This is a genomic window from Bacillus sp. B.PNR1 (assembly GCF_030386235.1).
Lineage (GTDB): Bacteria > Bacillota > Bacilli > Bacillales > Bacillaceae > Bacillus > Bacillus stercoris.
Map to the genome: position 1 here is coordinate 1551734 of NZ_JANYMN010000001.1, position 12072 is coordinate 1563805.

The 12072-nt window shown below is 41.6% G+C and carries 16 protein-coding genes; 2 read left to right on the forward strand and 14 right to left on the reverse strand.

Annotated elements, in window-relative coordinates; translation table 11 throughout:
- Window positions 1-9: 9 nt before the first annotated feature.
- Window positions 10-1029, reverse strand: a complete 1020-nt coding sequence (locus NZD81_RS07950) for a molybdopterin-synthase adenylyltransferase MoeB (protein WP_069838841.1) — start codon at window positions 1027-1029, stop codon at window positions 10-12.
- A 50-nt stretch (window positions 1030-1079) separates the two neighbouring features.
- Window positions 1080-1679 carry a molybdenum cofactor guanylyltransferase gene (locus NZD81_RS07955; RefSeq protein WP_147771844.1) on the reverse strand — a complete coding sequence of 200 codons (600 nt, stop codon included), beginning with the start codon at window positions 1677-1679 and terminating at the stop codon, window positions 1080-1082.
- Between the two features lie 135 nt (window positions 1680-1814).
- Here NZD81_RS07955 and cse15 point away from each other — a divergent pair, with 135 nt between their 5' ends.
- Complete coding sequence (cse15, locus tag NZD81_RS07960; protein ID WP_103748822.1) at window positions 1815-2777, forward strand: spore protein Cse15; 963 nt, start codon at window positions 1815-1817, stop codon at window positions 2775-2777.
- Window positions 2778-2816: 39 nt separating this feature from the next.
- Here cse15 and rok read toward each other — a convergent pair whose 3' ends face one another.
- The 3 genes from rok to ahpA form a co-directional block, all read right to left on the reverse strand.
- A complete protein-coding gene (gene rok / locus NZD81_RS07965; RefSeq protein WP_014663802.1) occupies window positions 2817-3401 on the reverse strand; it encodes a transcriptional regulator Rok in 585 nt (194 codons plus the stop codon).
- Between the two features lie 448 nt (window positions 3402-3849).
- Window positions 3850-4308 carry a thiol-disulfide oxidoreductase YkuV gene (gene ykuV, locus NZD81_RS07970; RefSeq protein ID WP_282374285.1) on the reverse strand — a complete coding sequence of 153 codons (459 nt, stop codon included), beginning with the start codon at window positions 4306-4308 and terminating at the stop codon, window positions 3850-3852.
- 70 nt (window positions 4309-4378) lie between these two features.
- Entirely contained in the window at window positions 4379-4921 is a 543-nt protein-coding gene (gene ahpA, locus NZD81_RS07975) for a biofilm-specific peroxidase AhpA (RefSeq protein WP_014663800.1), read from the reverse strand.
- A 237-nt stretch (window positions 4922-5158) separates the two neighbouring features.
- Between ahpA and mscT the strand changes: the two genes are divergently transcribed.
- Window positions 5159-5962 carry a small-conductance mechanosensitive channel protein MscT gene (gene mscT / locus NZD81_RS07980; protein ID WP_014663799.1) on the forward strand — a complete coding sequence of 268 codons (804 nt, stop codon included), beginning with the start codon at window positions 5159-5161 and terminating at the stop codon, window positions 5960-5962.
- A 35-nt stretch (window positions 5963-5997) separates the two neighbouring features.
- Here mscT and NZD81_RS07985 read toward each other — a convergent pair whose 3' ends face one another.
- The 9 genes from NZD81_RS07985 to abbA form a co-directional block, all read right to left on the reverse strand.
- A complete protein-coding gene (locus NZD81_RS07985) occupies window positions 5998-6243 on the reverse strand; it encodes a YkuS family protein (protein WP_003232382.1) in 246 nt (81 codons plus the stop codon).
- A 61-nt stretch (window positions 6244-6304) separates the two neighbouring features.
- The gene (locus NZD81_RS07990) at window positions 6305-7429 is read right to left on the reverse strand and encodes an N-acetyldiaminopimelate deacetylase (protein ID WP_282374284.1); all 1125 of its coding nucleotides are present in this window, start codon (window positions 7427-7429) and stop codon (window positions 6305-6307) included.
- A gap of 69 nt (window positions 7430-7498) precedes the next feature.
- A complete protein-coding gene (gene dapD, locus NZD81_RS07995) occupies window positions 7499-8209 on the reverse strand; it encodes a 2,3,4,5-tetrahydropyridine-2,6-dicarboxylate N-acetyltransferase (protein WP_014663797.1) in 711 nt (236 codons plus the stop codon).
- A gap of 104 nt (window positions 8210-8313) precedes the next feature.
- Window positions 8314-8769 carry a flavodoxin gene (locus NZD81_RS08000; protein WP_069149519.1) on the reverse strand — a complete coding sequence of 152 codons (456 nt, stop codon included), beginning with the start codon at window positions 8767-8769 and terminating at the stop codon, window positions 8314-8316.
- Window positions 8770-8784: 15 nt separating this feature from the next.
- On the reverse strand, window positions 8785-9678 hold the full coding sequence (locus tag NZD81_RS08005) for a WD40/YVTN/BNR-like repeat-containing protein (protein WP_282374283.1): 894 nt from the start codon (window positions 9676-9678) through the stop codon (window positions 8785-8787).
- Window positions 9668-10144 carry a flavodoxin gene (locus NZD81_RS08010; RefSeq protein ID WP_282374282.1) on the reverse strand — a complete coding sequence of 159 codons (477 nt, stop codon included), beginning with the start codon at window positions 10142-10144 and terminating at the stop codon, window positions 9668-9670. The genes NZD81_RS08005 and NZD81_RS08010 overlap by 11 nt, the downstream gene beginning before the upstream one ends.
- Before the next feature lie 110 nt (window positions 10145-10254).
- Window positions 10255-11136, reverse strand: coding sequence for a transcriptional regulator CcpC (ccpC, locus tag NZD81_RS08015; protein WP_014663793.1), 882 nt, complete (start codon window positions 11134-11136; stop codon window positions 10255-10257).
- A gap of 146 nt (window positions 11137-11282) precedes the next feature.
- The gene (cbpB, locus tag NZD81_RS08020) at window positions 11283-11726 is read right to left on the reverse strand and encodes a cyclic-di-AMP-binding protein CbpB (protein WP_003218674.1); all 444 of its coding nucleotides are present in this window, start codon (window positions 11724-11726) and stop codon (window positions 11283-11285) included.
- Between the two features lie 137 nt (window positions 11727-11863).
- The gene (gene abbA / locus NZD81_RS08025; RefSeq protein WP_010886502.1) at window positions 11864-12061 is read right to left on the reverse strand and encodes an AbrB antirepressor AbbA; all 198 of its coding nucleotides are present in this window, start codon (window positions 12059-12061) and stop codon (window positions 11864-11866) included.
- Between the last annotated feature and the right edge of the window lie 11 nt (window positions 12062-12072).

A 12072-nucleotide genomic window follows, 5' to 3' on the forward strand; every position in this document is an offset into this window, starting at 1 on the left:
CTCCTGTTGTTACAATCCAATCACTCTTGCCAACACGGAATTGGCTTCTTTCACATCATTTGTTCCATGCACCAGTGCCCGTCCGTCATTGAAAATGACAATTCTGTAATCCTCGTAAAAAATATGCAGCAAAAACGAATTAGCCTCAACCTTGCCGATTTTCTTCAGCCGCTTAACGAGTTCCTGTTTCGGGATTCTTTTTAATGATTCCGACCTTACCTGTACTGTATCACGGCCGCATAGTACAGCGGCTTTCGGCGTGTTCCAATCCTGAAGATAGGGATATACCGCATTTGTTCCGCAAGACGGGCAATCCTCACGGCGTACATGATCAACGTTAATCTTCATATGCGAATTGTTCCAAACATCAAATGTCACAAAACCGCGCTGTATTGCTTCTATTTGGCCTGTTAACAACTTTAATGCCTCAGCTTGCTGATATGCTGAAACGATATGCACAGCCGGCGGAATAATGCCGGCAGTATCACACGTCGCCCCGCCGACTGGAATTTGCTCAAACAAACAAGACAGGCAAGGGGTTTCTCCGGGAATGACCGTCATGAACATTCCCTGGCTGCTTACACAGGCGCCATAGACCCACGGTGTCTTTGTTTTCTGGGCAAGATCGTTTATCAGCATGCGGGTTTCAAAATTATCTGTCGCGTCGATCACGACATCTGCTTTTTCAATCAGCGGCTCTAGCGTTTCGGCTGTTCCTTCGGTAACATATGCTTCAATATGTATGTCGCTGTTAATTGCTGATAGATGCTCTTTGGCAGCCATGGCTTTCGGCATGCGGAGTTTGGCATCGCTTTCTGTATAAAGCTGCTGCCTTTGAAGATTACTCCACTCCACATAGTCACGGTCAATAATGGTAACAGTACCGATTCCCGCTCTCGAAAGCCCTTCAGCGCTTGCAGTGCCGAGCGCTCCCGCTCCGACAACCAGCACATGGCTGTCTGCCAGCCTTTTCTGGCCATCTTCCCCAATTTGCTTAAATCTGATCTGCCGTGAATAACGTTCCTCCATCAAACCTGTTCTCCTTATCTTTTATGTCATCTTATCATGTTATTGCTCCGTCAGTCCCGTCTGAAGGAGTTCAACTTTTCGTCCAAACAGCTAAAATCATCGCGTGTATTAATATTGATAAACTCTGCCGGACTTGCTCCGATATCTTCAGCCTGTACGTAACAAACCGACATTCTGCCTAATAAATCTGATATTCTCAGCCTTTTCTCGGAAAGCTGATCGTATAGAACCGGCATGATACGTTTGTGGTAAATCGCAATCAATGGCTGCATTTGTCCGTCTGAAATCGGGACTACCGCGTCCGTATCGGCAGTCATCAGACGTTTGAGCTCCAGCATCGTCCTTCTTTGTATCAGCGGTGTGTCACAGGAAAGAACAGTATAAAGATCACCGTCGGTCTTTTTAAAAGCGGTATATATACCAGCCAATGGCCCCATGCCTTGAAATGGCTCAGCATCTTGATACACTTCATTTTCACCGTTTTCTTGAAATCTATCTATAAATTCGGGACGGCTGATGATAACCGTATGTTCTCCAAGTGCCTTTTTTGCGCATTCGTAAAGCATCCTGCCCTTCCATTTGACAAACGCTTTCGGTTCTCCAAATCGCCGCGAGGCTCCCCCTGCCAGCAGTACGTTTACATGCTTCATGTCATCTCACCTCTAGTTCGTTAAAAGCATAGCAAAAGCAAAGGCTCAACGCTACTGCTTGTCTGTTTATTAAAGAGGAATAGCTGTTCAGTATTTGCATATTGTAGTGTTAACATCATGAGGGAGATGGTTCGAATGAAAAGATCAGGTCCTTTTTTCCACGACGTGTCTCAGGAGAACCTTTATTTAAAATCCGAGCTTTCAAGGTGCCATAAGCTGATTTCTGAACTTGAAGCAAGCTACTTTCACCAGAAAAATAACAAATTGCTCAAAGAAAATAACGATATGAAAGAAAAACTCCAGCAATTGACTGCCGAATTAACACAAATGTCAACAAAAGAAAAACATGCCTCCCACACCAGCCAATCTCTGCACCAAATAAGAGCTGAACTGCTTGATAAAATCGTTGTTTTACAGGAGCTTCTATCTGCTGAAACCTATAAACGCAGAGCCGAAATCGAAGAAAAACATAAGCTTCATATTGCTAAAATCAAAATCGAAGAAGAAAATAAAAATCTTCATAAACGTATCAGCCAACTTCAGGCCTCTATTGAGCAGGAGCAGAATGCACTGCTTCAGGCAAAACAGCAAGCCGAATTGATAAAAGTTGAAAACGGGCGTCTAAAAGAGCAAATGGTAGAAAAAGAATATCAGCTACAACATATTAAAATAGAAGTTGATCATATGAAAGATCGAATCATAGAAACGAAAGAAAGACTGCTAGACATCGAAAAAACGAAAGAAAAATTATTTCACGAAACTATTATATCGTATAAACGGCAGCTTGATGAAAGCGATGCCTGGATTGCTTCTCATTTTGCCGATATTGATGGCAACACGAAACAAAAAGAAAAAACAGAAGAAGCTCCAGCGGTCTACGCGCAGCCAAATCATGTAGAAACCATCCTTGAAGATGTCACAAAACAGATACATGTGCTTCAAAAACAGCTTACCCGCGCCCAATCATCAGACCAGGCCATGAGCCAAACAATCGAAGGGCTGAAAAACAGGGCCGCTGAAGAAAAGCCATATCAAAAGTGGGTGTATAAACTTAATCTTGAAAAAGAAAACAAACCTTCACAGAAAAAAACCAAATAAAAAACTGCTTGAGCAATGCCAAGCAGTTTTTCTGTATATTTATTCATTTGCTGATTCGGCTGATTCTGCAGTTTCGATTTCACCTTCTAAAATGTACTGGCCGCGATACGGCTTTTTCACTTCCGGGTACATTTTAATTAAGCTTTGCATAAACGTTGTCATATTAGGGATTTCAAGACCGCTTTCTTTTTCAATCTCTTTTTGAAGCTCGGAGCTTTTAATCGCCGCGTTATGGCGTTTTAATGTTTTAATGGCAGCTTCACGCAGCTTAGCTGCTTTTGATCCCGGTCTTGCCGTTCCTCTTCTTCTTCGTGTTGTTCCGTCTGGTATACCGGCAGGAAGAGAGGAAATAGATTGAAGCTGAGGCTGCACAGACTGCTGCTGTGATTGCGGCTGATAGCTTCTGATTTCCTGAGCCGCAAGCTCAGCGAGAACAGGCAGAGAGTCAGGCTTTTTTTCAGAACGGAAATCCTTTTTGATTTCGGAAGGGCTTCCATTTCTGTCCAGCTCTCTTAATTTTGCGTATATTTTATCACGTTCAATTTGATATTCACGAATGACTTTCACTTCAGCTTCATTTAATTGTTCTAACCGCAAGCGCAAAGCTTCTCTTTCATTAAACATTCCTCAATGTACCCCCTATCAAAATTAACATCTTTAATTAAGATATTAGATTACAAAAGTAATTTTATCAACTATTATTTTAGCATTTTACTATTATATTTACTCTATGAAAAATTCCTTATTTTCTGAAAATGTTTTATTTTTCAAAAGAGTCCTTTATTCTCAAGGGATCAAGGGGCTTTCTAGTTTATTTGGTATAATGTTGAAAATATATATTTTACTTACTTCTTTAAAGAAATTTAGTGTAATATCTACAATTTTCGAGTTATGAGATATGTGATTTATCTAAAATTGAGGAAAAACATCAAAAATTAGCTGTTTTTTTAGCGTATGAATGAAACAAATCATCATTTCCTATGCCCAAATCTGGAAAAATAAGCTTCTTACTCTTCTTCCATTGCTTTATTGCACAAATAAAAACCTGATGAGATCAGGTTTTTAGGAAAAACTATTCAGATACTTGCTCCGTTTCAGCCAAAACACGGTTCACACGTTTCTCAAGCATTTTCATACCGCTCCCGCCGGCTTGGAAGTGACGGAGCTGTCCTGTTTTATCAAACACATAATACGCAGGTACATATTCATTTTCAAATGCATCGGTTAAAGCATGGTCACTGTCAACAAAAATCGGCTGAATGATATCGTGTTCAGCAGCTGTTTCTTTAATTTTACCAAGGTCAAGATCATCTTCGGAACGGGGCATATGCACAGCTACAACATTCAGTTGATCTTTATATTTATCACGAAATTCATTCACTTGCGGCATTGCTTCTTTACACAAGTGACAGCTGATGGACCAGAAATGAATAAGCGTCGGTTTTTCCCCGATCAATTGCTCTCTCGTCACTTCACCATTTAACCAAGCTTTTTCTCCCGTCAATTCAGGCATTGGCTGACGTAATTTCATTGCACATTTCCCTCCTATTAAACAGAAAAGCCTAACAAATATGCTAAACCTTTTTCGTTCTTAGAAAGATTTACAGTGTTTTTTGGCCTGGTTTCCAGTTAGCCGGACAGAGTCCGCCAGTCTGCAGCGCCTGAAGAACACGAAGCGTTTCATCCACATCACGCCCAATGTTGTTATGGAAAACAGTTTGATATTGAAGCTCCCCTTCAGGATTCATAATAAACAATCCACGTAAAGCCACACCTTCTTCTTCGATTAAAACACCATATTCACGGGATACCTCATGGTTTGTATCAGCAGCAAGCGGATATTTCAGCTGGCCAAGACCGTTTTCTTTGCGGTCTGTATTGATCCAAGCTAAATGAGTATGAATCGTATCAGTTGAAACCCCGATGACTTCTGCATCAAGATCTTCGAACTCGTCATAGCGGTCAGACATTGCTGTAATTTCTGTCGGACAAACAAAAGTGAAGTCCATTGGATAGAAAAACAACACCGTCCATTTGTCGTTTTTCATGTTTTCCTCAAGACTTACTTTGCCAAATTCTTTGCTTGCAAGGACTGCTTCCATTTCAAAACGAGGAGCTTGTTTACCTACCATACGTTCTGCCATATGTATCCCTCCAATTTATTGTTTGGCTTAAACGTCGACATTTCATAAAAACAAAGGTTTATTAACCATATTTTGTTATATTGCAACACCATTATATAAATGCAGATTTCGTAAGTCAATTTTTAACAAATCATGTATGTCTTTGGCTTCGACATTTTTGAATAAAACGTTTAACATGGTCATGTACAGGGTATCTAGTCTCAATGTGCAGCAATCAATTCAGAAAAGGAGCTCAACATGGACTTTATTAATCAATATGATTGGGCGGGACTTATTACAAATGCCGGTGTTCTGCTCATTAAACTTGCTATTATGATATTGCTCTATTTTATCGTTCGATCATTAGGCATAAAAATCATTAAACATCTATTTGCAAAATTCGAGGAGCAGAATAGTTTGTCTATCGGACGTGCACATACGCTCCGAAGCCTGACTCTTAACATATTTGCCTATACATTGATTTTCATATTCTTCGTCATGGTTCTTGATTTGTTTCATTACGATCCAAGCGCTCTTTTAGCGGGGGCAGGAATCGTCGGCCTGGCTGTCGGATTTGGCGCCCAAGGGCTTGTCAGTGACATCGTGACAGGTTTTTTTATTTTGCTTGAGAAACAATTGGATGTTGGAGATTATATTACGGTTTCTACCTTTGACGGAATTGTCGAACAGGTTGGCTTAAGAACAACTCAAATCCGCAGCTTTGACGGAACACTGCATTACATCCCCAACAGAAACATCACAAACGTGAGCAATCATTCTCGGGGAACCATGCAGGCACTTGTTGACATTAAAGTGCCGGCTGAAAGAAACATTGATGAAATGATTCACATTTTACAGCAAGTATGTGATGAAACGGCAGCCGCTCTTCCGCAAATAAAAGAAGGCCCAAATGTCATCGGGATTCAAGAACTGGGGACTTCTGAAATTGTGTTCAGAGTCATTGCGAAAACAGAAAATATGGAACAGTGGCGAGTCGAGCGAGTGCTTAGAAAGGAAATAAAAACCGCGCTTGACCGCGCTTTTCCTAAAGAAACTGAATAATAAAAGAACCGAAGCTCTTTGCTTCGGTTTTTATGTTACTGAATTCTGCTTTCAACTTCGCTGCAAATTTCTTCAGCCGTCATCCCGGAAGCTGTAATGACAGGTGCTTGTGTTACCGTATCGGCTATCCCTTGCACATTATTATCAAGGCCTGTTACGACACAGCAGTCACAGCCTTGTGCATCGGCAGGGCTTTTCATCATTACAACGTCATATCCTTTTTCTTTTAAAGCAGCTTCTACATCTGATAACGATTGTTCAATTCCAATTTTTTTAGCCATTATTGAACACCTCCGTTTACTAGAGTGCTCATTTTATGGAATTTTATTCTTTCATTTGTACTTAATTGGCATAAACAGAAAAATAACCGGTCATGACATTAACCGCTGTTTCTATCGCATTTTCATCGGGGTTCAGCTTAGCGTGATGAAGCCCGTGTTCAGAATCAGCGCCGAGCCAGAACATAAAGCCGGGATATTTTTTCAGCATGTAGCCAAAATCCTCCCCAGTCATTGCTTCTTTTGCTTCTATTACTGTTGCCAGTTGATGTTCAGCAACAAAAGACATAAATTCTTCTGTCAGTCCGCTCGAATTGTAAACTTGGTGATATACAGACGGATAAGTCACTTTTCCTTTGCAGCGGAATCCAATTTCGATTCCTTTCACTATATCTTCAATCCGTTCCTTTACCTGTTTCATCGATTCTTCAGAAAGCGTGCGAATCGTGCCTTCCAGGTGGGCCGTTTCGGCAATGATATTTTGTGCCGAGCCTCCGGTAATGGTACCAACTGTAATAACAGCGCTGTCTAGCGGATCTGTGTTTCTAGAGATGATCGTTTGCAGCTGGGTGACAAGTGTACTTGCCGCTACAACCATATCCTCAGCCAAATGCGGATATGCCGCATGTCCCCCTTTGCCTTCCAGATCGATGACAAGCTCTGATGTATTCGCAAATAGAAGGCCGCTTTTTGTCGCAATGGTGCCTACCGGAAGCTCTGGTGCAATATGAAGCGCAGTGATGAAATCAGGCTGCCACTTTTTTAATACATCGCTCTCAAGCATTGGTTCCGCACCGCCAGGCCCTTCCTCTGCCGGCTGGAACAGAAAAAGCAAATCATGTTTGACTGGATGGTGAACAAAATGATCAATAATGCCGAGCGCAATCGTCATATGCAAATCATGTCCGCAGGCGTGCATGTTGCCGGGATGCTCTGATGCGAATGGAAGACCTGTTTGCTCTTCAATGGAGAGCGCGTCGATATCCGCTCTGTACGCCAGCATTTTTTCCGGCGCCGTCCCGTTCACCTTTACAAAAAGCCCTGTTCGCCATTTTTCAATTTCAATTCTGTCTTCGGGATATTGTTCTAAGACTTGTAATAAATACTGCTGGGTTTTGAACTCCTGAAACCCAAGCTCCGGTATCCTGTGCAAATCTCTGCGGATTGCGATGAGCTCCTCTTTCTTCATTTTTCATTCCTCCTGGCTATACGAATAAGGCGTGGATATATTATCCACGCCTTTTTTATCAAACTTTCCTTACAGCTGGCGTAATTCCTGCTTGATTTCAGTTTTGCCTTTTGTTTTTTCATCAATGTCTTTGATTTTCTTAGCTGGTGTGCCTGCTACAACAGTGTATGGCTCAACGTCGTTTACCACGATCGCTCCAGCAGCAACAACAGCTCCTTTACCTACTGTTACGCCTTCAAGCACAACAGCATTTGCGCCGATGACAACATCGTCTTCAATCACAACCGGTTTAGCGGATGGCGGCTCAATAACACCCGCAAGTACAGAACCCGCGCCGATATGGCAGTTTTTCCCGACAGTAGCTCGTCCGCCAAGCACAACGTTCATATCAATCATTGTGCCTTCGCCGATAACTGAACCGATATTAATAGAAGCGCCCATCATGATGACTGCGTTATCACCAATTTCAACTTGGTCGCGGATGATCGCGCCCGGCTCGATACGCGCTTTGATATTTTTAAGATCAAGCATTGGGATCGCAGAATTGCGGCGGTCATTTTCAACCACATAGTCTTCGATTTTGCTTTGGTTTTCTTCAATTGCTGTTTGGATTTCGCTCCACTCACCGAAAACGACACCAGTGTTTCCGTTGATAAAAGCTTTCGCAGCTTCGCCGAAATTGATGCCTTCCAGCTCACCTTTCACGTAAACCTTTACAGGTGTAGATTTTGTGCTATTTTGAATAAATGAAATAATTTCATTTGCGTCCATCATTTTCATATGTATAGTCCTCCTCCTGATTTTCTACCTCATTACTGTATCAAAGGAAAGATACAAAGACAAGAAAAAAAGGAACAGCCGCTTTAGCAGTTCCCGGTGGGCGATCAGACAGCGCACCCGCTTTTCTTAGCGAATTGTTTCCCGAAGTTTATTAATTCTTCCTCTTCTTCACCTTCTGGATTATTTTCGATTTTTACCGAAGGGAGCACAATATCGCCACCGCGTTCTTTTATTTTTGCCTCAAGCGTATCAACCGCTCCACAGAAAAATTCATATGCTGTATCACCGGAACCGAATACAGCGCATGTTTTGCCGGAAAAATCAATCTCATCCATGTCTTCAGCCAGATCTAAAAATTCATCAGGCAGATCGCCGTCTCCCCACGTATAGGTTCCCATCATAATATGGTCATAATTGTTAAACAGCTGGGCATCACTAATATCCATTGCTTCGAAACGGTCCACTTCTGCTTCCGCCTCCTGAAGCCCCTTCTCAATCAAATCTGCCATTGCTTCAGTGTTGCCTGACATTGTTGCATAAACGAGCAAAATCTTCGCCAATTCTTTATTCCTCCTCTAATGAATCATTGCAGAAACTTCGTACGGCTGGACAAATTTACATTCATACAAGCCTGCACAAAAGAAATTCTCTTTCTGATTGGCCACTCTCCATCCATGCCCCTTAATGGTATCGAACCATTTTAATGACCGGGCTTCGAGATCAACCTGGTAAATTCTCGAAAAACCGTTTTCATCTTGTGTTGTAGTGACATATATAATGCCATCATCCTCTGAAAGATCAAGAAATGATTCTTCATTTCTGATCATACTGGATTGTATGGTGAATTCTTCATCAGACAAAAGATTCCGTATAGTGACAGCTCCGTGCTTCCCTTTCACAGAACCCATCGCCGCCACCAGCCAATTTTCATTGAACACGAGCATGGATGCCGTCATCCGTTTTTTTTCTTTTTTGACAATTTGGACAGTGTCATACTTAATGTCATAAGCCCATATGCCGCCAAAATATTCGTGTATTTGCGTGCCGATGAAAAGATTGTCCCCATGCAGGCATAACGACCTGATAACAGGAGGATTATCACATTCAGCAAAAGGTTTGGCTACGCGCCATGAGACACCAAAATCATCCGATACATAAATACAATGCTTGCCATGGGCGCAGACAAATCCGTTGTTTCTGCCGGTAATCGCCCACACTGTTGCATTTGTCGGAAAGCTCGACATCGTCCAGGTATTCCCTTCATCAGCTGAACGAATGATCATTCCCTTTTCACCGACGCCAAATAAGTAAGGCCCTATATAACTGATACAGTGTATCTTACTTTTCAAACGAAAAAGCTTTCTCCAGCCCCGCTCCATAGAATAATGAAAAATGCCTTCTCTTTGTACCGCCACAAAATATCCAGAAAACGCCGATGCCGTGACAGCAGTTGCTCCTTTATGAAACATGGCTTTTTTCCTTGCTTATAAAATCTGCCCATGCAAGAAAACCTTTCGCAAACGCTCGGCAGCTTTCCACATCTTCATCTGTTTCAGGGGCTAATTCGATTTTTAGTGTTTCCTGGTAAACAGCAGCTCCCGACTCTTGCAGCATGGCACTGAACAAATTCACCGCTTCGCAAAACTTTGGATAAGAATAATCGCCAGATCCGAAGCAGGCTGTTTTTAAACCATTAAGCTGAAGCTGTTTGACCTCTTCGAAGAAATCCTCCGCTTCGTAGGGCAAATCGCCGTCTCCCCATGTATAAGTGCCAATCAGTACATAATCATAGGATGTTAAAGCCGACGCATCCGCATCGTCTATCTCGACACAATCGATATCCAACTCATATTCCTGAAGCGTTTCTTTTATTATGAAGGCAATGTCTTCTGTATTTCCTGACATGCTGGCATATGTAATCAAGGCTTTAGCCATGTTATCACCTCATTAATTGATAATGATTTTCAATATCATATGTATCACTTTAAATGATAATGATTCTCACTGTCAACATATAAATAAAAAAAGACAGCACATCGCTGTCTTTAAAATGGATTTTCCTGATCCAGCATATCCTTTATTACTTGTACAAAAGCTTGGACTTGTTTCAGTTCAAAGGCAGGCTCATAGCCTAATAACCATGTATCCCGACCGATCGGATGCCCTTTCAGGTCTAACAGAGGCATTTTATTCACTTTATCTTCATTTTGAAGGGTAACAGACGGCAAAATGGCATAACCGATTCCGTGCAGCGCCATCTGTTTGCACGTTTCAATCTGATCAACCAATATCGTCTGTTTTGGCGACGTTTTAAATTTTTGGTGCCACCAGTGCTGTATTTCCTGAAAATAAGTGCTGTCACTTTTAAACTGGATAAACGGCCGTTCTGTATGGGCAATATCTTCGATGCAGGAAATTTCAGTATCTACTAAATACAGATGATCTGTCATTAAGTAATCTTTGCGGCCCTTCCACTCAGGGTTGCCTCTTATTATGCCGATATGAACCTGATCCTCATATAAGCTTTTCAGCATTTCGCTGCTCCACCCGGTTATGAGCGAGATCTTTGCATTCGGATACTTTTCAACATACGTCTTCAGGACTTTAGGGAGCCAATGCTGACCGATTATAGAGGCGACGGCAAGCTTCAATGTGCCGTGAATTTCACCTTCAAGTTCATCAATATTTTCTCTTATTCTTTCCTGCTCTAATGTTACATCATTCGCAAACTGAATGATTTTCTCCCCGGCCGGCGTTACCGTTAATCCTTTTTGGGATCTTAAAAAGATTTTTGTGCCCCAGGCCTTTTCAATGGTTTGTAAGCGCTGAGATAAAGCCGGCTGAGATACGAAAAGCCGTTCCGCCGCCTTTCTCATGTTTAATTCCTCAGCTAAAACTACGAGCATATGAAGCTCTTGAAGCTGCATGTCGTCCTCCTTTTTATTATCAATAAGTTTTTCTTATCTCCCATTCTAATAAAACCTTAGTTTCTGATTCAAGCCCTATTCTCATTTAAATTATGTATGCGCTTTCTTTTTTGCTCTGTCAATATAATAAAAATAGGCCTTAAAGCCTACTTATTCAATGAGCGTATGTGCTTATTCAATTCCTTTAAAACGACTCTTCTCGTAAAAATTCCTTCAAACACCTGCTCGTCATTTTCAACACAAACAAATCCGTTATTAATGACCATGCCGAATCCCTTCATAATCGGATCATTGATATGAAGGCGCGGAATATCAGTCAACATGACTTCCTCAACAGTAATTTGGTCAAGCTTTTCAAACTCAATTCTTTCAAGTCCAAAAATACTGTTCATGATCATATTTGTCCCGATTAATCCATGTAAACGATAGGAAGGATCCAGAACCGGGATGGCTGTGTATCCGGTTTTTGTCAGTACTAATAATGCGTGCTCAAGGTTATTTCCGACTTGCACGTGCGCTACTTTGTCCGCCTCAATCATAAATTGTCCGACTGTTGCCTCAAGAAGCTGATCTGATTGTAAGCTTATCATGTTTTCGACCCCTTTTCATTTTCATCATCAATACATTCCCTATATTGCAATAATATAAACTTTATCAGTATTTGTCGAAAAGTTTCCTTTCAATAAAAAAGATACTCTTTGTGGAGTATCAATTATAGGGTGTTCCATTAATTTTCAAATCGAAATCGGTCGTATAGCGTTACAAGTTTTTTGTAGGTGGTTCCGTCAACGTTTTTGGTCCCTGTCTCTATATCGTTGATCTCACTGCTTAATAGCTCGATGGCATACTCATGGTTGATCAGGATATTCAGCAGAAGTTTTTGTTCTTCTTCTGTAAATCGTTCACCGATAAGACTCATTCGCAATCAGGCCCCCT